This window comes from Pseudomonas benzopyrenica (assembly GCF_036884265.1).
Classification (GTDB): domain Bacteria; phylum Pseudomonadota; class Gammaproteobacteria; order Pseudomonadales; family Pseudomonadaceae; genus Chryseomonas; species Chryseomonas benzopyrenica.
Genome location: NZ_CP145723.1, coordinates 3,962,918 through 3,988,132, shown reverse-complemented (window position 1 = coordinate 3,988,132; position 25,215 = coordinate 3,962,918). Strand labels below are relative to the sequence as shown.

26 protein-coding genes and 1 pseudogene are annotated in these 25,215 nt (G+C 66.0%); 8 read left to right on the top strand and 19 right to left on the bottom strand.

The features are described from left to right. Positions 1 to 11 precede the first annotated feature (11 nt). Positions 12 to 824 carry a bifunctional DNA-formamidopyrimidine glycosylase/DNA-(apurinic or apyrimidinic site) lyase gene (gene mutM / locus V6W80_RS18990; RefSeq protein ID WP_338545084.1) on the top strand — a complete coding sequence of 271 codons (813 nt, stop codon included), beginning with the start codon at positions 12 to 14 and terminating at the stop codon, positions 822 to 824. Beyond that, the gene (locus V6W80_RS18985) at positions 821 to 1,195 is read left to right on the top strand and encodes a c-type cytochrome (RefSeq protein ID WP_160923835.1); all 375 of its coding nucleotides are present in this window, start codon (positions 821 to 823) and stop codon (positions 1,193 to 1,195) included. Before mutM ends, V6W80_RS18985 begins: the two co-directional genes overlap by 4 nt. Positions 1,196 to 1,203: 8 nt before the next feature. Here the strand turns inward: V6W80_RS18985 and V6W80_RS18980 are convergent, their stop codons facing one another. The 4 genes from V6W80_RS18980 to V6W80_RS18965 are packed head-to-tail and all read right to left on the bottom strand — an operon-like array spanning position 1,204 to position 5,941. After that, positions 1,204 to 2,730 (bottom strand): DHA2 family efflux MFS transporter permease subunit, encoded by a 1,527-nt coding sequence (locus V6W80_RS18980; RefSeq protein WP_160923834.1) that lies wholly within the window; start codon positions 2,728 to 2,730, stop codon positions 1,204 to 1,206. A gap of 54 nt (positions 2,731 to 2,784) precedes the next feature. Further along, the gene (locus V6W80_RS18975; RefSeq protein ID WP_160923833.1) at positions 2,785 to 3,996 is read right to left on the bottom strand and encodes an efflux RND transporter periplasmic adaptor subunit; all 1,212 of its coding nucleotides are present in this window, start codon (positions 3,994 to 3,996) and stop codon (positions 2,785 to 2,787) included. Between the two features lie 16 nt (positions 3,997 to 4,012). Continuing rightward, positions 4,013 to 5,467, bottom strand: coding sequence for an efflux transporter outer membrane subunit (locus tag V6W80_RS18970; RefSeq protein ID WP_338545083.1), 1,455 nt, complete (start codon positions 5,465 to 5,467; stop codon positions 4,013 to 4,015). A gap of 3 nt (positions 5,468 to 5,470) precedes the next feature. Continuing rightward, entirely contained in the window at positions 5,471 to 5,941 is a 471-nt protein-coding gene (locus V6W80_RS18965) for a MarR family transcriptional regulator (protein ID WP_017640741.1), read from the bottom strand. Between the two features lie 182 nt (positions 5,942 to 6,123). Between V6W80_RS18965 and V6W80_RS18960 the strand changes: the two genes are divergently transcribed. Then, a complete protein-coding gene (locus V6W80_RS18960) occupies positions 6,124 to 7,062 on the top strand; it encodes an alpha/beta hydrolase (protein ID WP_338545082.1) in 939 nt (312 codons plus the stop codon). Between the two features lie 6 nt (positions 7,063 to 7,068). Here the strand turns inward: V6W80_RS18960 and V6W80_RS18955 are convergent, their stop codons facing one another. Then, positions 7,069 to 7,806, bottom strand: coding sequence for a DUF2059 domain-containing protein (locus V6W80_RS18955; protein ID WP_173148989.1), 738 nt, complete (start codon positions 7,804 to 7,806; stop codon positions 7,069 to 7,071). 178 nt (positions 7,807 to 7,984) lie between these two features. Between V6W80_RS18955 and V6W80_RS18950 the strand changes: the two genes are divergently transcribed. Next, positions 7,985 to 8,617, top strand: a complete 633-nt coding sequence (locus tag V6W80_RS18950) for a 2OG-Fe(II) oxygenase (protein ID WP_338545081.1) — start codon at positions 7,985 to 7,987, stop codon at positions 8,615 to 8,617. A 220-nt stretch (positions 8,618 to 8,837) separates the two neighbouring features. Beyond that, positions 8,838 to 9,332, top strand: coding sequence for a DUF523 domain-containing protein (locus tag V6W80_RS18945; protein ID WP_093256234.1), 495 nt, complete (start codon positions 8,838 to 8,840; stop codon positions 9,330 to 9,332). Here the strand turns inward: V6W80_RS18945 and V6W80_RS18940 are convergent. The 11 genes and pseudogenes from V6W80_RS18940 to osmE form a co-directional block, all read right to left on the bottom strand. Next, positions 9,329 to 9,529, bottom strand: a complete 201-nt coding sequence (locus V6W80_RS18940) for a hypothetical protein (RefSeq protein WP_064307894.1) — start codon at positions 9,527 to 9,529, stop codon at positions 9,329 to 9,331. The genes V6W80_RS18945 and V6W80_RS18940 overlap by 4 nt on opposite strands. Positions 9,530 to 9,649: 120 nt before the next feature. Further along, on the bottom strand, positions 9,650 to 11,008 hold the full coding sequence (locus V6W80_RS18935; protein ID WP_064307895.1) for a nucleobase:cation symporter-2 family protein: 1,359 nt from the start codon (positions 11,006 to 11,008) through the stop codon (positions 9,650 to 9,652). A 113-nt stretch (positions 11,009 to 11,121) separates the two neighbouring features. After that, complete coding sequence (locus V6W80_RS24145) at positions 11,122 to 11,826, bottom strand: methyl-accepting chemotaxis protein (RefSeq protein ID WP_430707820.1); 705 nt, start codon at positions 11,824 to 11,826, stop codon at positions 11,122 to 11,124. 201 nt (positions 11,827 to 12,027) lie between these two features. Further along, a pseudogene (locus V6W80_RS24140) lies at positions 12,028 to 12,948 on the bottom strand (cache domain-containing protein); the annotation flags it as partial. A 243-nt stretch (positions 12,949 to 13,191) separates the two neighbouring features. Further along, a complete protein-coding gene (locus V6W80_RS18925; protein ID WP_085984308.1) occupies positions 13,192 to 13,959 on the bottom strand; it encodes an ATP-binding cassette domain-containing protein in 768 nt (255 codons plus the stop codon). Next, positions 13,959 to 15,041, bottom strand: coding sequence for an ABC transporter permease (locus tag V6W80_RS18920; protein ID WP_338545079.1), 1,083 nt, complete (start codon positions 15,039 to 15,041; stop codon positions 13,959 to 13,961). Before V6W80_RS18920 ends, V6W80_RS18925 begins: the two co-directional genes overlap by 1 nt. Positions 15,042 to 15,139: 98 nt before the next feature. Further along, positions 15,140 to 16,168 carry a sugar ABC transporter substrate-binding protein gene (locus V6W80_RS18915; RefSeq protein ID WP_338545078.1) on the bottom strand — a complete coding sequence of 343 codons (1,029 nt, stop codon included), beginning with the start codon at positions 16,166 to 16,168 and terminating at the stop codon, positions 15,140 to 15,142. 63 nt (positions 16,169 to 16,231) lie between these two features. Further along, on the bottom strand, positions 16,232 to 17,425 hold the full coding sequence (locus V6W80_RS18910; RefSeq protein ID WP_231356057.1) for a maltoporin: 1,194 nt from the start codon (positions 17,423 to 17,425) through the stop codon (positions 16,232 to 16,234). A 473-nt stretch (positions 17,426 to 17,898) separates the two neighbouring features. After that, entirely contained in the window at positions 17,899 to 19,734 is a 1,836-nt protein-coding gene (ilvD, locus tag V6W80_RS18905; RefSeq protein WP_338545077.1) for a dihydroxy-acid dehydratase, read from the bottom strand. A gap of 230 nt (positions 19,735 to 19,964) precedes the next feature. Then, a complete protein-coding gene (locus tag V6W80_RS18900) occupies positions 19,965 to 20,486 on the bottom strand; it encodes a hypothetical protein (RefSeq protein ID WP_017640726.1) in 522 nt (173 codons plus the stop codon). A 192-nt stretch (positions 20,487 to 20,678) separates the two neighbouring features. Continuing rightward, entirely contained in the window at positions 20,679 to 21,017 is a 339-nt protein-coding gene (gene osmE, locus V6W80_RS18895) for an osmotically-inducible lipoprotein OsmE (RefSeq protein WP_017640725.1), read from the bottom strand. 279 nt (positions 21,018 to 21,296) lie between these two features. Here osmE and V6W80_RS18890 point away from each other — a divergent pair, with 279 nt between their 5' ends. Together V6W80_RS18890 and V6W80_RS18885 are read left to right on the top strand one after the other, a co-directional pair. Next, positions 21,297 to 22,517, top strand: a complete 1,221-nt coding sequence (locus tag V6W80_RS18890; protein WP_338545076.1) for an N-acetylmuramoyl-L-alanine amidase — start codon at positions 21,297 to 21,299, stop codon at positions 22,515 to 22,517. Beyond that, positions 22,514 to 22,918, top strand: coding sequence for a hypothetical protein (locus V6W80_RS18885; RefSeq protein WP_017640723.1), 405 nt, complete (start codon positions 22,514 to 22,516; stop codon positions 22,916 to 22,918). Before V6W80_RS18890 ends, V6W80_RS18885 begins: the two co-directional genes overlap by 4 nt. 7 nt (positions 22,919 to 22,925) lie before the next feature. Here V6W80_RS18885 and V6W80_RS18880 read toward each other — a convergent pair whose 3' ends face one another. After that, positions 22,926 to 23,582: a sulfite oxidase-like oxidoreductase gene (locus tag V6W80_RS18880; RefSeq protein ID WP_064307901.1), complete on the bottom strand. Its 657-nt coding sequence runs from the start codon at positions 23,580 to 23,582 to the stop codon at positions 22,926 to 22,928. A gap of 148 nt (positions 23,583 to 23,730) precedes the next feature. Here V6W80_RS18880 and V6W80_RS18875 point away from each other — a divergent pair, with 148 nt between their 5' ends. After that, positions 23,731 to 23,967: a DUF2171 domain-containing protein gene (locus V6W80_RS18875; protein WP_017640721.1), complete on the top strand. Its 237-nt coding sequence runs from the start codon at positions 23,731 to 23,733 to the stop codon at positions 23,965 to 23,967. A 61-nt stretch (positions 23,968 to 24,028) separates the two neighbouring features. On the opposite strand, the gene V6W80_RS18870 is transcribed toward V6W80_RS18875, so the two are convergent. Both V6W80_RS18870 and V6W80_RS18865 read right to left on the bottom strand, forming a co-directional pair. After that, on the bottom strand, positions 24,029 to 24,601 hold the full coding sequence (locus tag V6W80_RS18870) for a BON domain-containing protein (RefSeq protein WP_017640720.1): 573 nt from the start codon (positions 24,599 to 24,601) through the stop codon (positions 24,029 to 24,031). Then, positions 24,598 to 25,191, bottom strand: a complete 594-nt coding sequence (locus tag V6W80_RS18865; RefSeq protein ID WP_007162067.1) for a phosphoheptose isomerase — start codon at positions 25,189 to 25,191, stop codon at positions 24,598 to 24,600. The genes V6W80_RS18870 and V6W80_RS18865 overlap by 4 nt, the downstream gene beginning before the upstream one ends. Between the last annotated feature and the right edge of the window lie 24 nt (positions 25,192 to 25,215).

Sequence of the window (25,215 nt, the reverse complement as noted above, 5' to 3'; positions counted from 1 at the left end):
CCTGGATCCTCATGCCCGAACTACCTGAAGTCGAAACCACTCGCCGGGGCATCGCGCCCCATGTCGTCGGTCAGCGCGTGCGCCGGGTCATCGTCCGCGATGGCCGGCTGCGCTGGCCGGTACCCGAGGACCTGGACGTGCGCCTGTCCGGGCAGCGCATCGAGGCCGTCGAGCGACGGGCCAAGTACCTGCTGATCCGCGCCGAGAGCGGCACCCTGATCGGTCACCTGGGCATGTCCGGCAGCCTGCGCCTGGTGCCGGCCGACCAGCCGCCGGCCAAGCACGAGCACGTCGACATCGAGCTGGAATCCGGGCTGTCGCTGCGCTACACCGATTCCCGGCGCTTCGGTGCGTTGCTCTGGACCCAGGATCCCCACGCCCATGTGCTGCTCAGCAAGCTGGGCCCTGAGCCCCTGACCGAGGCCTTCGACGGCGGTCGGCTGTTCGAGCTGTCGCGTGGACGCAGCATGGCGGTCAAGCCCTTCATCATGGACAACGCCGTGGTGGTGGGAGTAGGCAACATCTACGCCGCCGAGGCACTGTTCGCCGCCGGCATCGATCCCCGCCGGGCGGCCGGCAGCGTGTCCCGGGCGCGCTACGAGCGCCTGGCCGAAGAGATCAAGAAGGTGTTGGCGCGCTCCATCGAGAGTGGCGGCACCACCCTGCGCGACTTCATCGGCGGCGACGGCGCGCCGGGCTATTTCAAGCAGGAGCTGTTCGTCTACGGCCGCAAGGGCGAATTCTGCAAGGTCTGCGGGACGGGCCTGCAAGAGATCCGCCTGGGCCAGCGCGCCAGCGTCTATTGCCGGAAGTGCCAGCGATGAAGGGCCTGGCTGGGCTGGCCGTGCTGGCATTGCTCAGTGGTGAATTGGCCTGGGCCGATGCCGACAACGGCCGCAATCTCTTCCTGCGGCGCTGCCACAACTGCCATTCGGTGGGGCCCGGCGCCCAGTCCGGCTTCGGCCCCCAGCTCAACGACCTCTTCGGCCGCCAGGCCGGCAGTCTAGCCGGCTACAACTACTCCGAAGCCATGCGCCAGGCCGGTTTCGCCTGGGATCGCGAGGCCCTGGCGGCCTTTCTGCGTGATCCCGAGCGGAAGGTGCCAGGCACCAAGATGAGATTCTGGGGCATCGGTGACGCCGAGGATCTAGGCGACATCGCCGACTACCTGCAGACCCAGCATCACGCGCCCTAGACCCTGTCCTAGTGGTCGCCACCGCCGGCCCCCGGCTTGGCCGCGAAGGGCGGCTTGGCCAGCCAGATGATCAGGAACAGCCCCATGAAGATCCAGCCGAGCAGGGTGAAGTAGTCCACCGTGGAGAGCATATAGGCCTGGCCTTCCACTACCTTGTCCAGCTGCGCATAGGCCTGCTGCGATGGCCCGCCGAGGGCGTCCAGATAGTGTTGAGTGGCCGGGCTGTAGACGGTGACGTCCTCGGTCAGCTGGGCATGGTGATGGATGGCGCGGCGCTGCCACAACCAGGTGGTCAGGGACGAGGCGAAGCTGCCGCCCAGCACTCGCAGGAAGGTCGCCAGGCCGCCGCCATCCGCCAGTTCCGAAGGCTTGAGGCTGGACAGCAGGATGCTGGTGGTGGGCATGAAGAACAGCGCCACGCCCAGGCCCATGAAGGTCTGTACCTCGGCGATGTGGCGATAGTCCACCTCGTTGTTGAAGGTGGCGCGCATGAAGCACGACGCCCCGATCACCAGGAAGGAGCCTCCGGCCAGCAGGCGCAGGTCGGTCTTGTGCGCGAACTTCCCTACCAGCGGCGAGAGGATGACCGGCAGGATGCCGATGGGCGCCGCGGCCAGACCCGCCCACACCGGGGTGTAGCCGAGCTGGGTCTGCAGCCACTGGGGCAGCAGCAGGTTGATGCCGAAGAAGCCCGAATAGCCCAGCACCAGCGCCAGGGTGCCGAAACTGAAATTGCGATAGCGGAACAGCCGCAGGTTGACGATGGGATGCTTGTCGGTCAGCTCCCAGATCACTAGGGCGGTGAGGGCCACGGCGGAAAAGGCCGCGCCCAGGCAGATCAGGTTGGATTCGAACCAGTCCAGGTCGTTGCCCTTGTCCAGCACCACCTGCAATACGCCCACACCCAGCACCAGGAGGATCAGCCCGACATAGTCGATGGGCTGGTGCACCAGTTTTTCCGGTTTCCTGCCCAGCTGGCTCCAGACCACCAGGGTGGCAAAGATGCCGATGGGAATGTTGATGAAGAAGATCCACGGCCAGCTGTAGTTGTCGGTGATCCAGCCGCCCGCGATGGGCCCGATGATGGGCGCCACCACCGTCACCATGGCCAATAGTGCTAGCGCCATGCCGCGCTTGGCCGCTGGAAAGATCGCCAGCAGCAGGGTCTGGGCCATGGGGTAGAGGGGGCCGGCGACGAAACCCTGCATGGCGCGGAAGATCACCAGCTCCGGCATGGAGGTGGCGATGCCGCACAGGAACGAGGTGATGACGAAGAGCACCACGGCGGCCATGAACAGCTTCACCTCACCAAAGCGGCGCGCCATCCAGCCGGTCAGCGGCAGGGCGATGGCGTTGCTCACGGCAAAGGCGGTGATGACCCAGGTGCCCTGTTCCGAACTCACCCCGAGGTTGCCGGAAATGGTGGTCAGGGCGACGTTGGCGATGGTGGTGTCGAGCACCTGCATGAAGGTGGCCAGGGACAGGCCCACCGTAGCGAGCAGCAGGCTCGCCGGGCGAAAGGCGTTATCGCTCATGACGGATTACCAGAAGGGGTGGACGGGGAGGCTCGCTGGGAGCCTCCTTGGCTGTCAGCGCTTGGCGACACCGGCGGCGCGGGCGGCCGGACCGTTGTTGTGGACGATCTGCTGGATCAGCTGATCGGCCTCGGCCAGCTGGTGATCGTAGACATCGGTGCTGTAGCGCGGCTGCTGCGGCGTGGTGGTGGGCAGGCGGGCGCCGTCCTGGTCGTGCAGGTCGACATCGACCACGGTCGACAGGCCGATGCGCAGCGGATGCTTGTCCAGGTTGTCGCCTTCCAGGCGGATCCGCACCGGCAGGCGCTGAACGATCTTGATCCAGTTGCCGGTGGCGTTCTGCGCCGGCAGGAGCGAGAAGGCGCTGCCGGTACCCACGCCCAGGCTTTCCACCACGCCGCGATAGCGCACGTCGTCGCCATAGAGATCGGAATGGATTTCCACCGGCTGGCCGATGCGCATCTCGGCGAGCTGGGTTTCCTTGAAGTTGGCGTCGATCCAGATCTGGTCCAGGGGCACCACGGCCATCAGCGCCGCGCCGGGCTGCACGCGACTGCCGACCTGCACCGAGCGCTTGGCGACATAGCCGCTGACCGGCGCCACCAGGGTGCTGCGGGCATGGTTCAGATAGGCCTGGCGCAGCTGGGCGGCGGCGGCCTTGACGTCCGGGTGCGAGGCGATCTCGGTGTCGTCCACCAGCGCCTGGTTGGTGTCCAGTTGCTGCTGGGCGGAGGTCAGGGAGCTCTGCGCCGCGACCAGGGTGTCGCGGGCGTGGGCCAGTTCTTCCTTGGAGATGGCGCCGCCCTTGGCCAGCTGCTGGCGGCGGGCGTAGTCGGCGCGGGCCCGTTCGACCTCGACACGCCGGGCGGCCACCTGGGCCTTGTAGCTGTCGACGTTGCTGTACAGGCCGCGCACCTGGCGCACGGTCTTGGCCAGATTGGCCTCGGCGCTCTGCTGGGACACGGCGGTGTCGCTGGGATCGAATTCCACCAGCGGCTGGCCCTGGCGAACGTAGTCGCCATCGTCCACGGCGATGCGGGTCACGGTGCCGACGACCTGGGGCGTGATCTGCACCAGGTTGCCGTTGACGTAGGCGTCGTCGGTGCTGGCGTGGAAGCGGCCATAGAACAGGTGGTAGCAGTAGACGCCCACGCCGGCCAGAATCACCACCAGCAGCAGGAGCAGCAGGAAGAGTTTGCGTTTGCCGGAGCGCTGCGGCTTCTGCTCCTGGGCATTGTCGTTGGGGGTTGCGGCGGAATCGGCCATGGTCGGGCTCTCGGTATCAGTGTGTGGCCGCGGCGGCGGGCGCCGGCGGCAGTGTGGACGATTGGAAGCCGCCACCCAGGGCCTGCATCAGCAGCACGCCGCTGTCGATGCGATCGGCCTGGAGGCTGGCCAGCTGGCGCTCGGCCTGCAGCAACTGCTGCTCGACGGTCAGGGCGTCGAGGTAGTTGCCGATGCCGGCGCCATAGCGCTGCATGGCGATGTCGAAGGAGCTCTTGGCGATGTCGCGGGCCCGTTGCTGTTCGACGATCTGCTGGTCCAGCGAGCGCTGGCGGGTGATGGCGTCGGCGATGTCGCCCAGCGCCTGCACCAGGGTCTGGTTGTACTGGGCCACCGCGAGGTCATAGTCGGCATCGCGGCTGGCGAGATCGGAGCGACGGCGACCGCCATCGAAGATCGGCAGGGACAGCGCCGGACCCACGTTGAAGAAGCGCGCCGGCCCGCCGAACAGGGCATCGCCGAGGATGGCCTTGCTGCCGGCGGCCACGGTCAGGTTGAGGTTGGGATAGAAGTTGGTCTTGCTGGCGGCGATGTCCTTGCTCGCGGCCTCCACCCGCCAGCGGGCGGCGATCAGGTCCGGGCGGCGACCGGCCAGTTCGGCGGGCAGCTGGCCGGGCAGATTCACCGCGGCAGGGGCGATCAGCTTGGGTCGGGGAATCTCGGCGCCGCGGTCGGGCCCCTTGCCCAGCAGTACGGCGAGGCGGATCTGCGCCGTACGCACCTGCTGTTCGGCGGCGGTGTGGGCCGCGGCGGAGCTGGCCTCCAGGCTCTGGGTCTGCTGCAACTGGTAGTCGCTGTCGAGGCCGGCGTCCACCCGGCGCTGGGCCAGGTCGAGCATGCCGCGGGTACGCTCCAGGTCCTGCTGGGCCACGTCCATATTGGCATAGGCCAGGCCGAGCTGGTTGTAGGCGCGACTGACGTCGGCGGCCAGCGTCAGGCGGGCGGCCTGGCGATCCACCTCGCCGGCGCGGGCGCGACCGAGCGCAGCTTCCCAGGCGGCGCGCTGGCCACCCCAGAGATCGAAGCTGTAGCTGCCGCTCACATCGAACTGGCGCAGGGTGCTGTAGCGCTCGCCCTGGCCGACGGGGTCATCCGGCCGTGCCAGGCGCGAGCGGGTCACGCCGCCGTTGGCGTCGATCTGTGGATAGCGATCGGCATCGGCGGCGAGCACGGCGGCATCGGCCTGGCGGCTGCGCGCATCGGCTTCCTGCAGCGAGGGGCTGTCGCGCAGGGCCTCGCGGATCAGGTTGTCGAGTTGCGGATCGCCCAGCCGGGTCCACCAGTCGGCGCTCGGCCACTGGGCGGGAGAGAGGCGATCGCTGGCAAAGGTGGCGTCGCCCTTGAGCGTCGCCGGATCCACGGCGCGTCCCTGGGTGTGCAACCCCTCGGACGACACGCAGCCGGCCAGCAGCAGGGCGGCGCAGAGGGCGGTCAACGGCAGGCGAAAGGTCATGGGTCAGAGGTCTCCAGAGGTCTCCGGCAGCAGGCCGGAGGGGCTGAGCAGGCGGCGCAGCAGGCGTTCGAGGTCATCCAGCTCCTGGCGATCCAGGCAGTGGGTGAGGTCATTGAGGGCATCCACGCCGATCTGCATGAGTTCACTACTCAGGGCCTGACCCTGGGCGGTCAACTCCAGCCGCACCTGGCGGCGATCGCTCAGGCTGCGCACGCGGCGCAGCAGGCCCTTGGCTTCCAGGCGATCGAGCATGCGGGTCATGGCGCCGCTGTCGAGGGACAGGCAGCGGCTGAGTTCGGCGGGGGTGTCGGTCTGGTCGCGAGCGAGCAGCAGCAGCACCTTGAACTGGGCAGCGGTGATGTCGTAAGGCGCCAGGTGGCTGTCCAGCACGCGATCCTTGTATTGGTTCGCCAGGTGGATCAGATGACCTACGGAGTTGCGCAATGGAAAGTTGCTACGGTCAAAATGTGACATTGCAGTATCTGCCCAGGCAATCAAGCGCATCCAGAATACTGCCTAGGCAGTGAAATATTCAGACACCTTTGCGCAGGGGAGAGTTGCGCATTTTGAAACAATTGGAAAAGTCTGTTGGCGGCCTCTTGTCCTGTGCCGGTCTGGACGCTGATCATGGTGGCAACTTCACCTTGAACCGACCGATGATCTCTTCCTTCGATCTAGACCGACTGCGCGGGAACCTGGTGCCCCTGCACCGCGACCTGCCCGCGGCTGACGACCACCTGGGTTATCGCGCCCATTACCGCCTGGCGGACAGCCGGGCGCGGCCCGAGGTGACGGTGGCCTTGGGCGCGCTCGCGGCCGGCGGCTATCAGCTCGCCGTCCAGGGCTGGTGGCCGCGCGAGCCGCGGGGCAGCCTGCTGATGCTGCACGGCTACTACGATCACATGGGCCTCTATGGCCATGTGGTGGACTGGGCCCTGTCGCGGCAGCTGGCGGTGCTGGCCTGCGACCTGCCTGGGCATGGGTTGTCCAGCGGCGCCCGCGCCAGCATCAACGACTTCGCCGAATACCAGACCGCCCTGACGGCGCTGATCGCCGAGGCCCGGCGCCTGGACCTGCCCCGGCCCTGGCACCTGCTGGGCCAGAGCACCGGTGGCGCCATCCTGCTGGACTATCTGCTGCGCGGCGAGCCTGCCCCCGAGCTGGGCGAGACGATCTTGCTGGCGCCTCTGGTCAGACCCCACGCCTGGCGCCAGAGCCTATGGACCTATCGGCTGGTGAAGCCCTTCGTGCGGGCTCTGCCGCGGCGCTTTTCGGTGAATTCCGGCGATCCGGCCTTTCTCGACTTCCTGCAGCAGGACGGCCTGCAGCCCAGGGAACTGCCGGCCCTATGGGTCGGCGCCCTGGCACGTTGGATTCCGCAACTGGAAGGGGCACCGGCCAGTACCCGTAGCCCGCTGGTAGTTCAGGGCGAGCAGGATTTCACCGTCGACTGGCGGCACAACCTGGGGGTGCTGGAGGCCAAGTTCGCCCGGCCCGAGGTCTTGCGCCTGCCGGAGGCGCGGCACCATCTGGTCAACGAGACCGAGGCCCTGCGCCAGCGCTACTTCCGCTGGCTGGACGAGCGTCTCGCCTGAGCCGTCTTACTGCCCGCCGCTGCCCAGACCGGCGCGCAGGGCGGCCACGGCGGCCCGGTAGTAGGCACTGCCATTGGGCGAACTGGCGAAGTCGGCGAACTGACCGAGTTCGTTGTCGTTCAGGGTGCGGTAGACATAGAGCAGGGTGTTCTCCAGGTCACCGGCATTCATCTGCTGGATGAAACGCTGGCGCTGCTGCTCGATCATGCCGCCGGACTGCTGCTGCCCCATCAGACCCGGCAGCATCGAGCTCAGGCTGTCGGCGGCGAGGCCCGCCAGGGCCACGCTGACCTCGGCGCCGGCTTCACGCACGGGCAGGGCACTGGCCAGACGCTTGGCCTGGGCACGCCGGGCCGGGCTGGCCTGCACCTGGGGGACGCCGTTGGCATGCTTGGCCAGCTGATCGCTGCGGGTGGCGGCGATTTCCGCGGCGACCACCTTGCGCCCGACGGGCGACTGGAAGAACTGCAGTGCGGGGCCTTCGGCGGGCAGACTCTGTCGCAGCGCGGCCAGGGCCCGCTGGTCGATGGCCGCGGCGGTATAACGCTTGTTGCTGTTGTCCACCAGGCTTTGGTAGAGCGCCGGCGGCAAGCTGTTCTGATAGCGCTGCTGGGCGGCCTGCAGGGCGTCGCGGAAGTGGCCGCGCTGCTCGGGCCAACCTGCGGCCTGATAGAGACTGACCGTATCGTCGGCCAGGGCGGGCAGGCTGATGGCGAAAAGCAGGGAAGCGAACAGAACGCGCATGGACACCTCGGGCAGCGGCACGGAGCCGGAAAGTCCGCCATTGTCGGCAACCCCAGGCTGGCTGTCGAGGCGCTCATCCCGGGCATTCGTCGCCTGGTCAAGGCAGGCGCGCAGCCGTGGCCGACTTCTCTTACACTCGGCATCCCGCCGGCCTGGTCCGGTTCCTACGGTTCCCGCGATGGCTCTGCACCCCGAGCATCCCCTGCTGCAACGTATCGTCGACGATCTCGCCAGCCATGGCTGGTCGCGGCAGAGCATCTTCCTGCCGCCGGACCTCACCGCCGAGCTGGCCGCCGAATGCCGGCTGCGTCATGCCCGCGGCGAACTGGAGCGCGCCGGCATCGGCCGTGGCGACAGCCCGCTGATCCGTGAGGGCGTGCGTGGCGATCACATCGCCTGGCTGGAACCGGACGATGCCCATCCGGGCGTGCAGCGCTACCTGCACCTGATGGATACCCTGCGCGAGGCCTTCAACCGCACCCTGTTCCTGGGCCTGGAAGACTACGAGAGCCACTTCGCCCTCTATCCGCCCGGCGCCTTCTATGCCCGCCATCTGGATCGCTTCCGCGACGACGACCGGCGCATGGTCTCCCTGGTGCTCTATCTCAACGACGCCTGGTTGCCGGAGCAGGGCGGCGAGCTGCGCCTTTATCTGGATGAGCAGCGCCAGCAGGATGTCCTGCCCCTGGGGGGCAGCCTGGTGTGCTTTCTCTCCGGGCAGTTGCCCCACGAGGTGCTGCCGGCCACTCGCGAACGGCTGTCGCTGACTGGCTGGTTCCGCCGCCGTGGCGACAACCCGTTGCAGGCTTAGGGCTTGTCTGAAAAGTCGCCGAGCGAAGGCTAGGCAAGGCAAAAATCCGTGAGGAAGCGGATCGGACTCGCGCTCGAGTTTACGAGTGGTAAATGAGCATTGCGACGGGGCCGCCTAGGCCGGGCTGGCGACCCAGCGGATTTTTAACGCAGCATGGCCGAGCGCAGGCACTTTTCAGACAAAGCCCAGGGCGTAGACTGGCGGCGGACCGGGAGGGTGCATGGAAAAGATACTGGTGAGTCGCTGCCTGCTGGGGCATCGGGTGCGCTATGACGGCGGTGCCCATGGCCCCTTCGATCTGCTGGGCGCCTGGCAGGCGGAAGGGCGTATCGTGCCCCTCTGCCCGGAGGTGGCCGGTGGCCTGCCCACGCCGCGTCCGCCCGCGGAGATCCCCGGCGGCCAGGGCGGGGCGGTGCTGGACGGTCGGCTACCAGTCATGACCGAGACAGGAGAGGACGTCAGCGCCGCCTTTGTCGCCGGTGCCATGGTCGCCCTCGAACTGATCGCGCGCCATGGCATCCGCGTGGCGGTGCTCAAGGCCCGCAGTCCCTCGTGCGGCAATGTGGAAAACTACGATGGCCGCTTCAGCGGCACCCGGGTAGCCGGTGAGGGCGTCACTGCGGCGGCGCTGAAGCGCGCCGGGGTCGCCGTCTTCAACGAGACCGAACTGGCCGAGGCGCAGCGCTTTCTCGCGGCGCTGGACGGTAACCCCTAGAGCGTTTCCGGCTGGCGGCCCAGCAGCATCTGGAAGTGCGCCTTCTGCACGAAACAGCCCTTGGGAAAGCGCCAGCCGACCAGTTCGCCCGGCTGCTTCTCGAGGTTCTGGGCAAAGACGGTGGCGCCCATGGCGCGCGCCAAGGCGGCATATTCGCGCAGCGGGACCTTAACGACAGGAACATCCGGGCTGATCATGGGCGCTCTGCTGGGTGGGTCGCTCACGATCGAAACGACGATCGTGGCGAGTCCACAGGTGACTTGCCCAGGCTATCGGCACCCCCGCGTGGAACTTCAGCCCGCGGATGAAAAATCGGTCTAGCCAGCGGCTTTGGGCGTCTCCGGCAGGAACCAGTTCATCAGCAGGGCGCACAGGCCGCCGGTGGCGACGCCGGATTCCAGCACCGCTCTCAGGCCCGCAGGCATATGGGCGAGAAATTCCGGCACCTGGGAAATGCCCAGGCCCAGGGCTAGGGACACGGCGATGATCAGCAGCGCGCGTCTGTCCAGTTCGACGCTGGCGAGGATGTTGATCCCCGAGGCGGCGACCGCGCCGAACATCACCATGGCCGCGCCGCCGAGCACCGGCTCGGGCACCGCCTGGATCACCCCGGCCACCGCTGGGAACAGCCCCAGCAGGACCAGGATGGCGGCGATCCACAGGCCGACATGGCGACTGGCGATGCCGGTCAGCTGGATTACCCCGTTGTTCTGGGCGAACACCGAACTGGGAAAGGTGTTGAAGAGCCCGGCCAGCAGCGAGTTGGCGCCGTTGACCAAGACGCCACCCTTGATCCGCTGCATCCACAGCGGACCTTCCACCGGTTCGCGGGAGACCTTGCTGGTGGCGGTGATGTCGCCGATGGCCTCCAGCGAGGTCACCAGATAGATCACCAGCAGGGGCACGAACAGCGACCAGGAAAAGCCCAGGCCGAAGTGCAGTGGCATCGGGATCTGCACCCAGGCGGCCTCGTGCATGCCAGTGAAATTCAGCCGGCCCAGCCAGGCCGCCAGGGCATAGCCCAGCAGCAGGGCGACGACGATGGCGCTGCTGCGCAGGCCACGGAGCGGCAGGCGATTGAGCACCACGATGGTGGCCAGCACGGTGCCCGACAGCAGCAGGTTCTCGCCATTAGCGAAGGTACCGTTGCCCAGCGCCGCGAAGCCGCCGCCCATGCTGATCAGGCCGACCTTGATCAGCGTCAGGCCGATCATCAGCACCACGATGCCGGTCACCAGCGGGGTGATGAGGCGCTTGACGAAGGGCAGCACCCGCGACACTCCCATCTCGACGAAGGAACCGGCCATGACCACGCCGAAGATGGCCGCCATCACGGCTTCCACCGGGGTGCCGTTCTTGACCATCAGCGCGCCTCCAGCGATCAGCGGGCCGACGAAGTTGAAGCTGGTGCCCTGGACGATCAGCAGGCCGGCACCGAAGGGCCCGAAGCGGCGACACTGGACGAAGGTGGCGATACCCGAGATCACCAGCGACATGGACACGATCAGGTTGGTGTCGCGCGGCGAGACGCCGAGGGCCTGGCAGATCAGCAGACCGGGGGTGACGATGGGCACGATGATCGCCAGCAGGTGCTGGATGGCGGCGAGCAGGGCGATCAGCGGGCGCGGTCGGTCCTGGGGACCGTAGAGCAGTTCGGAGCGGGAAGGCTGGGACATGGCGGAGTCGTCGCGGAAAAAGCGCCGATCTTACCGGATGCCCGCCCCGTGGCGCAGGGTCTTCGGCCTGGAGAAAGCCGCCGACCTGGGGGGCGGCGGCTATGCCTTGCGTCTTACAGGATGAAGCGGGCCACGTCGCGATTGAGATCGGCGGCGTGATGCTGCAGGGAGCGCGACTGACGTTCCGAATCCTCGGCGCCGCTGGCCAGGGTGTCGCCGAGGCCCTTGATGGTGATGACGTTGCGGGTGATCTCCTCGGTGACCGAGGTCTGTTCCTCGGCCGCCGTGGCGATCTGCAGAGACATCTCGGCGATGATGCCGGCACTCTGGGCGATCTCTTCCAGGGCGCTGGAGGCGCGTTCCACGTCGGCGACGCTGCGTTCGGCGATCGCCATGCTGCTGTCCATGCGCTGCACCGCCTGGCGGGTCATCTGCTGGAGGGTGCCGATGGTCTCGTTGATTTCCCGCGTCGACGCCTGGGTGCGCTGCGACAGCGTCCGCACCTCGTCGGCGACCACCGCGAAGCCACGGCCATGCTCGCCGGCCCGGGCGGCTTCGATGGCCGCGTTCAGTGCCAGCAGGTTGGTCTGCTCAGCGATGCTCTGGATGCTGTCGAGGACCTTGGCGATGGCCTGCGAGTGATGATCCAGCTCGCCGATCACCCGGGTGGCGTCATCCACTTCCTGAGCCAGGCTGTTGATGGACTGCTTGCTGGTCTGCACCAGGGTCAGGCCCTGAGTGGTGCTGTCGGAGGACTGCCGGATGGCCTCGGCGGTCTGCTCGGCGTTGCGGGCGATCTCCTGGGTCGCGGAAGACATCTCGGTCACGGCGGTGGCGACCAGGGTGATCTCCTGCTGCAGACGCCCCAGTTCCTGAGTGGCCGCGGCGCTGCGCTGCAGGACCTTTTGCGATTCGGCGTCCACGCTCTGGGCATGCTGGCGCACGCCGCCGATCAAGCCGTGCAGACTGGCCACGAACTGGTTGAAGTGGCCGGCGAGGCCGCCGACTTCATCGTTACTCTGTACGGCGATGCGCCGGGTCAGGTCGCCCTGGCCATCGGCGATCACCTGCAGACCGTTCGAGACCACGCCCAGCGGCCGCAGCAGATAGCTGCACAGCAGGTTGATGAGCACCAGCGAGCCACCCAGCACCACGGCCAGGATGGCGATGCTGATCCAGAGTTGCCGCTGTAGCGGTGCCAGCAGGACGCCGCTATCGACGATCATCACCAGGGTTTCGCCGTCGCGATTCATGGGCGCGGCATAGAGTCGCTGGCCGGCGTTGGTCTCGATATAGCGCTCACCGGGCGCCTGGGCCAGCCGCTGGAGGGTGTCCGCGGTGAGCTGGGGATAGAGCTCGGTGAGCGGTTTGGCCAGCAGGGCGGTGTTTTCATGCCCCAGCACGATGTTCTGGCCGTTGACCAGTACGGCGCTGCCGGCACCCGGCAGCTGCACCCGCTTGAGCTGATCGAGGATGTCGCTGATGCTGACGTCGGCACCCAGGATGGCGCTGGTGTTGCCACCGGATTGCAACGCCCAGCCCAGGGACAGCACGTTCTGCTTGGTCGCCGCCGCCACCGTGGGTATGGAGAAGAACACCTTGCCGGGATTCTGCATCGCCTGCTGGTACCACAGCCATTTGCGCGGGTCGTTGTTGTCCGGCGGCAACTGGGCGCCGTTGGCATTGACCTGGCTGCCATCGCCGCGGGCGTAGAAGACGTTGTCGAAACCGCCGGAGCGCTTGACCTGATTGAGACCGGCCGGAAGGTTCGTCTCCTGGGTGTCCGCTGCCAGGGCGCGCAACGCGGCGGCCTTGCCGTCGAACCACTGACGGACACTGCCGTTGAAGACGAAGCTGACGGTCTTCAGCTGTTCGACCGTGGAGGCTTCGAGGGCCGCACGGGTGTTGAAGAAATTGATGGTCGTCAGACCTACACCCACCACCAGCACGGCCGCGGTGGCAGACAACGAGAGTTTCTGTTTCAACGACAAGGCAGGCACGGCGTATAGCTCCGAAATAATTATTCAGGCTTTATCGGTGCCGGTACGCGATAACTTGAGCGTTCGGTCAGATTTTCGTCGCAGAAGCGACGATCCGCGTCTGGGTAGGCGGCCCCCTCCCGGGTCTTCCAAGGCGACTGCCGGCTGGAAGACCCGGGAGGGTGCCTGGTCAGTCGAAGTCGACTAGGCGGCCACCGTCTGGGCGCCGGTCATGAGTGCCACCGCATCGGCCATGGAGTGTTCGCGCGGGTCGATCACCGTCAGCCGGCGACCCAGTCGATGGATGTGGATGCGATCGGCGATCTCGAACACATGGGGCATGTTGTGGGAGATCAGCACGATGGCGATGCCGCGGGCCCGCACGTCGAGGATCAGTTCCAGCACCTTGCGCGACTCCTTCACCCCCAGCGCCGCGGTGGGCTCGTCGAGGATGATCACCTTGGAGCCGAAGGCCGCCGCCCGGGCCACGGCGACGCCCTGGCGCTGGCCACCGGACAGGGTCTCCACCGCCTGGTTGATGTTCTGGATGGTCATCAGCCCTAGTTCGGAGAGCTTTTCCCGGGCGATGCGCTCCATTTCCTTGCGGTCCAGGGTGCGGCAGAGGGTGCCCAGCAGACCCGGCTTGCGCAGTTCGCGACCGAGAAAGAGGTTGTCGGCGATGGACAGCGCTGGCGACAGCGCGAGGTTCTGGTAGACCGTCTCGATGCCGGCGCGGCGCGCGGCAATGGGCGAGGCGAACTGCACCGGCTGCCCCTCGAAGCGGATCTCGCCTTCATCGGGCCGCAGGGCGCCGGAGATGGCCTTGATCAAGGAGGACTTGCCGGCGCCGTTGTCGCCGATCACGGCCAGGATCTCGCCTGGCAGCAGGTCGAAGTCAGCGTGGTCGAGGGCGGTAACGCGGCCATAGCGCTTCACCAGGCCGCGCGCCATCAGCAGGGGTTCGGTAGTCATCAGCTGGCCGCCTTTCTGATCCATTGGTCGATAGCCACGGCCGCGATGATGAGCGTGCCGATCAGCAGATAGGTCCATTGCACGTCGGTGCCCAGCAAGCGCAGGCCCAGGGCGAAGACGCCGACGATCAGGGCACCGAACAGCATGCCGAGGATGGAGCCGCGGCCGCCGAACAGCGAGATGCCGCCGATCACCACCGCGGTGATGGACTCGATGTTGGCGAACTGGCCGGCGGTGGGCGAGACCGAGCCGATGCGGCCGATCAGCACCCAGCCGGCGAAGGCGCAGATGAGCCCCGACAGGCCGTACACGGTGATCAGCATGCGGCGGACGTTGACCCCGGCCAGCGCCGCGGCCTCGGGATCGTCGCCTACGGCATAGAGATGACGCCCCCAGGCGGTGTGGTTGAGCACGTACCAGAGCAGGGCGACCAGCACCACCAGGGCGATCACGCCGTAGGTGAAGACCGCGCCACCCAGGCGGAAATTGTCGCCGAACACCTGCAGCAGCGGCGCGGTCGCGCCGATTTCCTGGGCGCGGAGGGTCTCGTTACGCGAATAGAGGAAGTTGGCCGCGAGCACGATCTGCCACATGCCCAGGGTGACGATGAAGGGCGGCAGCTTGATGCGGGCGACCAGCCAGCCGTTGGCCATGCCGCACAGGGTGCCCACGACCAGGCCGCAGAGGATCGACAGCTCCACCGGCAGGCCGTAGCGAAAGGTGAACTGGCCCATGACCACCGAGGACAGCACCATGATGGCGCCTACCGAAAGGTCGATGCCGGCGGTGATCACCACCAGGGTCTGGGCCGCGCCCACGATCCCGGTGATGGCGACCTGTTGCAGGATCAGGGTGAGGGCGAAGGCGGAAAAGAACTTGCCGCCCAGCAGGGCGCCAAAGATGCCCAGTGACAACAGCAGCACCAGCAGCGAGACCGCCGAGGGACGCGAATGCAGGAAGTGGCGGAATTTGACGAGTGGGCTGCGCTCGTCACGGGCGAAGGAGGCGACTTCCGTGGCGCTGTGCTTGAGTACCTGTTCGAAGGGCTGGCCGGACGAGGAGGGCGAGGTCGGATCGCTCATGGCAATCTCCTGAGAGCGGGAAAGCGGCCGAGAGGCGATCGCCCGCGCCGGCGCGGCTGGCGGGGCGATCGGTCTGCTCTAGCGTAGACGAGGGGCCATCAGCCCCAGCATTTCTGCAGGGCGGTCTTGCTGTCGATGGACTGGATGCCGGGCACCGGCTTGTCCGTCACCAGTTTCACACCGGTGTCGACGAAGCTCTTGCCTTCGGTGGGCGTGGGCTTCTTGCCGCTGTCGGCAAAGGTCTTGATCGCCTCGATGCCCAGCGCGGCCATCTGCAGCGGGTACTGCTGGGAGGTGGCGCCGATGACGCCGTCCGCCACGTTGTGCACGCCCGGGCAGCCGCCGTCGATGGAGACGATCAGCACGTCCTTCTCGCGACCCACGGCCTTGAGTGCCTCGTAGGCACCGGCGGCGGCCGGTTCGTTGATGGTGTGCACCACGTTGATGGTCGGGTCCTTCTGCAGCAGATTTTCCATCGCAGCGCGGCCGCCTTCCTCGTTACCGTTGGTCACGTCGTGGCCGACGATGCGCGAGTCGGTCTCGTCGCCGATGCGGCTCTGATCCTTGGGGTCGATGCCGAAACCGAGCATGAAGCCCTGGTCGCGCAGGACGTCCACCGAGGGCTGGGAGGCGTTCAGGTCGAGAAAGGCCACCCGGGCGTCCTTGGCCTTGTCACCCAGGGTCTCCCGCGCCCACTGACCGATCAGCTTGCCGGCCAGGAGGTTGTCGGTGGCGAAGGTCATGTCGGCCGCGCTCACCGGATCCAGCGGGGTGTCCAGAGCGATCACCAGCAGGCCGGCCTCACGCGCCTTCTGCAGATTGGGCACGATGCCCTTGGTGTCCGACGCGGTGATGAGGATGCCCTTAGCACCGTCGGCGATGCAGGTCTCGATGGCGGCGACCTGGCTTTCGCTGTCGCCGTCGATCTTGCCGGCATAGGCCTTGAGCGTCATCCCCAGCTCCTTGGCCTTGGCGCTGGCGCCTTCCTTCATCTTCACGAAGAAGGGATTGGTATCGGTCTTGGTGATGAGGCAGGCGGAAACGGGGGCTGCCTGGGCGGTGCCGCTGGCGAGGGCGGCAGCCAACAGGCAACCGGCGAAGGACGCGAGGGAGACGGTTCTTTTCATTGTTGTGCGCTCAGGTTCGGAGACAGGAACGCGACCGGCAGCACGCCGGTCGCGGTGAAGCTGTTACCACCATTGCTCGATCTGGAAGCCGATGTTGGAGCCGTGCAGATCGTTGCCGAAGGTGCCGGTGCTCGACAGCGCGGAGCCGGCGTCGAAGTCGTCGGCCGCTTGTTGAGCTGCCCGGTTCCAGGCGGCATAGGTGTAGAACAGGCGGAATTCGGGACGGGTCTTGAATTCCGGGCCCTTGGGCGACCAGGTAGGCGCCAGGGTCAGCTTGGTCAGCTTGCGGGTGCCGCCGGGAGCCTGCACCTGATCATGGCCCAGTTCGGTGGAGAACTTGAACTGGTCGGTGATGCCGTACACCAGACGGCCACCCAGCGAGGTCCAGCGCAGGTCATTGCCGTTGGGACGTTCGTCCTTCTGGTAGACCGCGGCGATCTGACCACCCCAGTAGCGGCTGATCTGCCAATCGAAGAAGTCGACGACGCGATAGGAGACGTCGGCGCTGCTCAGGGTCGGATCGCCGGTGCTGCCCAGCGCCGTGCCCGGGCCCTGGCCGCGCTGTACGGCAAAGGTGTTCACGCCACCCCAACCCATGAAGTTGGCCTGCTTGTGCTGCAGCGTCACGGCTACACCACTGTTGGCATTGGGCTGATTGGTGGGCTTGTCCAGATAGCTGACGCCGATCTCCAGCGAGCCATTGGGATTGGTGTTGAAACCGGCGACGTTGAAGTCGAGGCGGTTCTGGAAGTCCTTCTGGTTCTGGTTGTCCTTGCGCGAGAAGGCCAGGCTGTACTTGAGACCGCCGATGTTGACGTCCTCGATACCGCCGCCGGTGGCGCTCTGGTTCCAGTAGAAGAAGTCGGAGATGTGGATGTCGTTCCGCTTGTAGTAACGGCGGCCGGCCCAGAGATTACCGCCGTTCAGCGCGGCGATGTTGTTCCAGTAGGCGTAGGCCTGGACGGCACGGATCTCGCCATTGTCCCCGTTGAAGGTCGGGGTGCGGTCGTAGCGGTTGAAGAAGCTGCCCATGCCGTAGACGCCGACTGCCGAGCCGTCGTTGAGGGTCAGGACGTCCTGCTTGAGTGCCAGTTCGCCGTACTGTTCGCACTCGTTGCCCAGGCGATACTTGGACTGCGCGCCCTGCAGCTTGAAGCAGCGCATGGAATCGGAACCGGAGGAATCGCCGAGCCCGGTACGGAAGTACCCGATCGTTTCCAGGGCGTGTGCCGAAGGAATCAGCAGGAGGGTGCTCATCAAGGAGGCGACCGAAACCCTGGCCAAGGGCATAGCCTTTTTCTTATTCATTTATGTTCCCTGTTTATTGTTGTTGTGTGACGCGTGCCTGGCCTACACCTGACCCGCCGTGCTCCAGCGGAAGATCAGCATAGGTGTGACCATTGGGGCTCAACCTGACTACAAACTTATCGCTGAATCAATTCAGCGGCAGACGGAGGGTAGCCTTTGATCACTCAACGGCCTAGCGGCTCGCTAATCGCGAGGTGTGAGCTGAATCACAGGTTGCGCTTCTACAAAATTAGCAAGCCAAGCAACTGTGGAACCCCTCTGGAATGGGGGTTACCCGCGCGGAGGCTGTAAGGAAAGCAGGGGCAGGCGGAGTGGCGAGGAGAGAATGGAGCCAGAGGGGTGAAATAGAGCGTGGAGAGCAGAGGGGAGTGGTGGAGCAGTGCTGCGAGGCGACGGCAGCTGCCATCGCCTCGCAGTAACGGTCAGCCCAGCAGCGCCTTGTCGCGCACGCCGCCCTTGTCGGCACTGGTGGCCAGCAGGGCGTAGGCCTTGAGCGCCGTGGTCACACGGCGGGCACGGGGTTGGACCGGTTTCCAGCCCTGCTTGTCTTGCTCGATGCGGCGATGGGACAGCTCTTCGTCGCTCACCAGCAGGTTGATGCTGCGCTGGGGAATGTCGATCAGCACCTTGTCGCCATCCCGCACCAGGCCGATGGCACCGCCCGCCGCGGCTTCCGGCGAGGCATGGCCGATGGACAGGCCTGAGGTGCCGCCGGAGAAGCGACCGTCGGTGAGCAGGGCGCACTGCTTGCCCAGTCCCTTGGACTTCAGGTAGCTGGTGGGGTAGAGCATCTCCTGCATGCCCGGACCGCCCTTCGGCCCTTCGTAGCGGATGATGACGATGTCGCCGGCCTTGACCTCGTCGGCGAGGATGCCGCGCACCGCGGCGTCCTGGCTCTCGAAGACCTTGGCATTGCCCTCGAACACATGGATGGATTCATCCACGCCGGCGGTCTTCACCACGCAGCCGTCCAGGGCGATGTTGCCGTAGAGCACGGCCAGACCACCTTCCTGGGAATAGGCGTGCGCGACACTGCGGATGCAGCCCTCGGCGCGGTCGTCGTCCAGGGTGTCGTAGCGAGTCGCCTGGCTGAAGGCTTGCTGGGTCGGGATACCGGCGGGACCGGCGCGGAAGAAGGTCTTCACCGCCTCGTCCTGGGTCAGGGTGATGTCCCACTGCTCGATGGCTTCGCCCAGGGTCCGGCTGTGCACGGTGGGCAGGTCGGTGTGCAGCAGACCGCCACGGGCCAGTTCGCCCAGGATGCTGAAGATGCCCCCGGCGCGATGCACGTCTTCCATGTGGTACTTCTGGATGTTCGGCGCCACCTTGCACAGCTGCGGCACCTTGCGCGACAGGGCATCGATGTCGCGCAGATCAAAGTCCACCTCGGCTTCCTGGGCGGCGGCCAGCAGGTGCAGGATGGTGTTGGTCGAGCCGCCCATGGCGATGTCCAGGGTCATGGCGTTCTCGAAGGCCGCATGGCAGGCGATGTTGCGCGGCAGCGCCGACTCGTCGTTTTCCTGATAGTAGCGACGGCAGAGGTCGACGATGGTGCGGCCGGCCTGCAGGAACAGTTCCTTGCGGTCGGCGTGGGTAGCCAGGGTCGAGCCATTGCCGGGCAGGGCCAGGCCGAGGGCCTCGACCAGGCAGTTCATGGAGTTGGCGGTGAACATGCCCGAGCAGCTGCCACAGGTGGGGCAGGCGCTGCGTTCGTATTCGGCGACCTTCTCGTCGCTGGCCGAGCTGTCGGCGGCGATGACCATGGCGTCGACCAAGTCCAGGCCGTGGCTGGCCAGCTTGGTCTTGCCGGCTTCCATGGGACCGCCGGAGACGAACACCACCGGGATGTTCAGGCGCAGGGCGGCCATCAGCATGCCGGGGGTGATCTTGTCGCAGTTGGAGATGCACACCAGGGCGTCGGCGCAGTGGGCATTGACCATGTACTCCACGGCGTCGGCGATGATCTCGCGACTCGGCAGCGAATAGAGCATGCCGTCGTGGCCCATGGCGATGCCGTCGTCCACGGCGATGGTGTTGAATTCCTTGGCCACGCCGCCAGCCTTCTCGATCTCGCGGGCGACCAGCTGGCCCAAGTCCTTGAGATGGACATGGCCCGGCACGAACTGGGTAAAGGAGTTGGCGATGGCGATGATGGGTTTCTTGAAGTCTTCGTCCTTCATCCCGGTGGCGCGCCAGAGCGCTCGGGCGCCCGCCATGTTGCGGCCCTGGGTGGAGGTTTTCGAGCGATAGTCAGGCATGAAGCGTCTCTCCGAGGCGGCTTTCTAGATCACGGTTCTGGTCATCGTGAGCGCGGACGAGGCACGGTGCAAACGCGAAGTGACGATTGCCGGGCCGGAGGGCAACGACGCCATGCGGGATCTCCACAGGGGTGCCGGGGCTCACGAACCCGCCGGAGGATGCTGGCGGAGGGGAATCCGGATCATACACCCGGGCGCCAGCACTGCACAGCAGCGCGGGCGCCGGTGGATCAGGGCGCTTCCTGTTCGCCGTCGGGAGCGTCTTCCAGGTATTCGTCCATCGGTTCCTGGCCGGCCAGGGTCTTGAGACTCAGGTCCACGGCTTCGGGCAGGGTGATGTCGACGCGCTGCTTGTCGCTGCCTTCCAGCGAGGACTCGTAGCTGAGCGCATGGCGCAGGTGGCCGTTTTCGAGGATGGCACCCACGCTGGCCAATTGAGCGGCGGCCGGAGCCAGGCGTTCGAGAGCGGCCTTGGGCCAGGTGGCCTCGACGGTCGCATTGCAGGTATAGAAGCCTGCTTCGCCACTGTCCGAGGGTTCTTCCTGGGTCTTGATGTCGACCAGCGAGATCTGGTTGGCCTCCAGCGCGGGCTGGCCGGCGGCGATGTCGTCCGCATAGATCTCGTTGATGGTCTGGGCGTATTGCTGACGAACCAGTTCGGCGGTCTTGGCCGCATCGCAACTGTAGTCATAGCCACCGCAGCCAGTCAGGGAAAGCACCGCAGCTGTGAGTATGAGGTGACGTCTGGACATGCCTGAATTCCTTGGAACGATGGGTAGAGCCTGGCGGCGCTGGCCGTGCCTGCGTCGATCCGCAGTGCAGGACGTCGGCGCAACGTTCATGGATGGCGAGGGCTTAGGGTGCTGCCGCTCGCCGATCCTGTCCATCAGACGCCGCCAGCGTCCGTCAGGACACCCGGCCTGGCTGGCCGGTCAGATCCCCGATCAGGCGCGGTCGGCGCTTTCGCAGGTCTCGAAGTCCTTGCTGTCGACGCGGTTCATGCTGTCGAAGCCGATCGAATAGACCTGCTCCTTGCCGTCCTTGTTGAGCACATAGTTGTTGCAGGTACCCGGACGATACTTGCGGGTGTAGGTGCTCGACGGGGTGCCGCCGATACGCAGGACGTCAGCCTTGGCCATACCCTTTTCCACCTGCTTCACCAGCGGCTGCTCACGAAATTCCACGCGACCCACGGTGTAGTCGGCGGTGTTCTTGACCGAGGAGCAGCCCGCCAGCACGGTGCCGGCCAGCAGGGCGGTCGCGACTGCAATCTTCTTGTTCATGGTGTGATCCCTTCAAAGGCGAAAGTGCCTGACACTTCGACGATGACGGCGCCGATAAATTCGCTCTCCGTCGCACTTCTCGCCGTTCGCGCCTTTGACGGGTCGGCTCGCGAGAGCGGCAAGTGACTGTATCTAAAGCTGATTCTGCAAACGAACGCTATGCCCTGGTTTTCTAAGGAATATTTTGTCCAAATGGCAGTTGACAGGGGCCAGGTGGCAGGCGATCTTTAGCGTTATGTTGTAACTTCCCAGCCGTTTCTCGTTTCTCGCGAGGACCCCATGAATCGCCGTCGTCTGCTCAATCTGATCCTGGCTGGCATGACTTTGCCCGTCGGGTTGCCGGCGTTTGCCGCCCGGCAGCAACTCAAGGGTGCCCGGGCCTGGCAGGACGCTGACAAGCTCCGCCTGGTCTTCGATCTCACCGGACCGGTGCGCTACAAGACCTTTACCCTGGTGGCGCCGGATCGCATCATTCTCGATCTCGCCGATACCCAGGCGCCCGCGGTGCTCAACCACCTCGCCCTGCAGGGGTCGCCGGTGCGCGCCGTGCGCAGCGCCCGCTATGGCGCCCAGGACACCCGGGTGGTGCTGGAGCTGGCCCATCCGGTGGAGATGGAGAGCTTCATCCTCGGCCCGGGCGAGGGCGCGTCCAACCGCCTGGTGCTCGATCTCAAGCGCGCCGGGACGCCGGCAGTGGCCGCACGCAAGCCGGTCGACGCCGAGCCGCCGTTGGAGGTCAGGCGTGGCAAGGGACTGGCCACGGGGCGCGACATCATGGTGGTGGTCGATGCCGGGCATGGTGGCAAGGATCCCGGTGCGCTGAGCGCCCGGGGTGATCGGGAAAAGGACATCGCCCTGATCGTGGCGCAGAATCTGGCGCGGCGCATCAACCTGCAGAAGGGCTTCAAGGCCAAGCTGGTGCGCAACGACGACTTCTTCGTGCCGCTGCGCAAGCGGGTCGAGGTCGCCCGCAGCTACAACGCCGACATGTTCGTCTCGGTGCACGCCGATGCCGCACCGCGGCGTACGGCCTATGGCGCCTCGGTCTATGCCCTGTCGGAGCGAGGCGCGACCTCCACCACGGCGCGCTTCCTGGCCGACAGCGAGAACAACGTCGACCTGATCGGTGCCAACGAGATTCTCAAGGGCCGCGATCCCATGCTGGCCGGCGTGCTGCTGGACATGTCGATGAACGCCACCATCTCGTCGAGCCTGGACCTGGGCCACAAGGTGCTGGGGCAATTGGCGAACATCACCAACCTGCACCAGAAACGGGTGGAGCAGGCGGGGTTCGCTGTGCTCAAATCGCCGGACATCCCTTCGATCCTGGTCGAGACGGGCTTCATTTCCAATGATCGCGACTGCCGGCGCTTGCTCGACAGTCGCCACCAGAAGCAGCTGGCCGATTCGATCTTTGCCGGACTGCATGGCTATTTCCAGGAGCGCCCGCCGCTGGGCACCTACCTGGCCAGCCTCAAGAACACCCAAGGAGTGACATGAGTTTGCAAGACAAGGCGCGTCGTTACTGGCGCGTGGTGGTGCTGGTGATAGGCGCGCTCTGTGTCGTGGCCGGGCTGATCGGCTACGGGCAAGGCGGTGGTGACAAGCAGGGGAGTGCCCAGGAAGGCTTCGTCAACAAGGTCTGGCAGATCAAGACCAGCAACAGCATCGAGCCGGGAATGCTCTATGTCTTTCTCAGCGATGGCACCCTGGTGATGGCCTCGCCGAGCAGCCAGCCCTCCCTGGGCCGCTGGACGCGCACCGAGAAGGGCCTGAATCTGATCGAGGAAGGCATCACCTATCCCACGGAAATCCTCGGTCTCACCCGCGACGAATTCCGTATCCGCAGTCTCAACCCCGGCGATCCGGTGGAGCTGCAGTTGGCCCCCGCCGCACGCTGAGAGAGCCTCAGGCGTCGTCGTCGGAGTAGCGCTGCTCCTGCCAGGGGTCGCCCCGGTCGTGATAGCCGCGCATCTCCCAGAAGCCAGGCGTGTCGCCGACCCGGAAGTCGATGCGCCTGAGCCACTTGGCGCTCTTCCACAGATAGAGGTGCGGGATCAGTGCCCGCACCGGGCCCCCGTGCTCGGCGGTCAGCGGCTGGCCTTCCCAGCTGTGCACCAGCATGGCGCCAGGTGCGGCGAAATCGGCCAGCGGCAGGTTGGTGATGTAGCCGTCGTAGCTGTGCAGGAGCACATGGGTCGCTTCGTCCCGCGGCTGTACCTCGTCCAGCAATTCGCTTACCGGCAGGCCGATCCAGTGATTGTCATAGCGTGACCAGGTGGTGACACAGTGCATGTCGCTGATGGCCTGGGTGGTCGCCCGCGCCGCGAAGGTCTCCCAGTTCCAGCGTAGCGTCTTGCCGACCGCGCCGGTCACCGCCAGTTGCCAGCGTTCCTGGCTGACCTCCGGGCGTACCCCTAGATCCAGGACCGGCCAGTTGCTGACCCGATGCTGGCCGGGCGGCAGGCGTTCGCTGTCCGGGCGTGCGCCCTGGCCGGTGAGGAAGCGGCCCTCCTGGGCCCAGCGTTCCTTGGAACGGGTCAGCTTGCTTGGCTCGTCGCTCATCGGTGGATCCTCTTCGCAGTTCTCGGGCTTCTGACCTCGATGATGGCCTTTCGTCGGCACAGGTCGAACCCAGACGGCTGCTCATGCCTCCTATCCTGCAGGCACTCAGAGAGGCGCCTCCTTTTTCTTAACCTGCCGGAGAACCACCATGGTAGATGCAACCCAGATCAAAGAGCATGCGGAAGTTGTCGGTTCGGACGGCCAGCACGTGGGCACCGTCGACCACATGGAGGGCGCCGATCGCATCAAGCTGACCAAGCGCGATCAGGACGCCGATGGCAAGCATCACTACATTCCGCTGAGCTGGGTCCAGTCCGTGGAAGGCAGCCAGGTACGCCTGTCCAAGACCCGTGACGAAGCCGAAAGCGAGTGGCAGGCCGCCTAAGACACGCCGCCCAACAAAAAGCCCCGCATTGCGGGGCTTTTTGTTGGGCGGCGAACAGGGATCAGTTGATGTATTCGAATAGCTTGACGATGCGCTGCACACCCGAGACGCTCTGGATCAGCTGCACGGCATGGGCGGCTTCCTGCTGGGTCACCAGGCCCAGGAGATAGACGATGCCGTTTTCCGTGACCACCTTGATGCGCGAGCCTGGGATGTCCTGGTCGGCGAACATCTGGGTCTTGATGCGGGTGGTCAGCCAGGAATCGTTGCTGCGCGCCAGCAGCGAGGAGTTACCGGTCACCTGCAGTTCGTTGTGCACCGTCTTGACCCGTTGCACGCTGCGCACCGCCTGTTCGGCCTGGGCCTTGAGATCGGCGCGCGGTGTCTGGCCGGCGATCAGTACCACGCCGTTGTAGCTCACCACCACGATGTGCGAGCTGGCCAGGTCGGCATTGGCCTTGGAGATGTTGACCGCGGCCTTGGTCTCGATCAGGGCGTCATCGACGGTGCTGCCCAGGGTACGGGTGCCGCGGTTGTCGTCGATGGGCTTGTCGCGGCTGGCGGTGACCACGTTGCTGCAGCCGGCGACCGCAAAGGACAGCGCCAGGATGGCGAGCAGAGGAGCTTTCTTCATTCTTCGCTTCCAAACAGTTGCTGATCGATCTGGTCGCACAGGCAGTGGATCACCAGCAGGTGCACTTCCTGGATGCGGGCGGTGACCTTGGCGGGTACGCGGATCTCGACGTCCTCGGGCAGCAGCAGCGAGGCCATGCCGCCGCCATCGCGGCCGGTGAGCGCGACCACGGTCATCTCGCGGTCGTGAGCGGCCTGGATCGCCTGGATCACGTTGGCCGAGTTGCCGCTGGTGGAGATGGCCAGGAGGATGTCGCCAGGCTGACCTAGAGCGCGGATCTGCTTGGAGAACACCTCGTTGTAGCTGTAGTCGTTGGCGATGGAAGTCAGCGTCGAGGTGTCGGTGGTCAAGGCCAGGGCCGGCAGGCTGGGCCGCTCGCGCTCGAAGCGATTCAGCAGTTCCGAGGAGAAATGCTGGGCGTCGCCGGCGGAACCGCCATTGCCACAGGTGAGAATCTTGCCTTCGTTGAGCAGGGCCGCGACCATGACCTGGCTGGCCAGATCGATATGCGGAATCAGGACTTCCATGGCCTGACGCTTGGTTTCGATGCTGTCCCGGAAGAGTTTCTGGATGCGGGCGTGGGTGTCCATCGCGATATCTTTGACCTGTGCTGT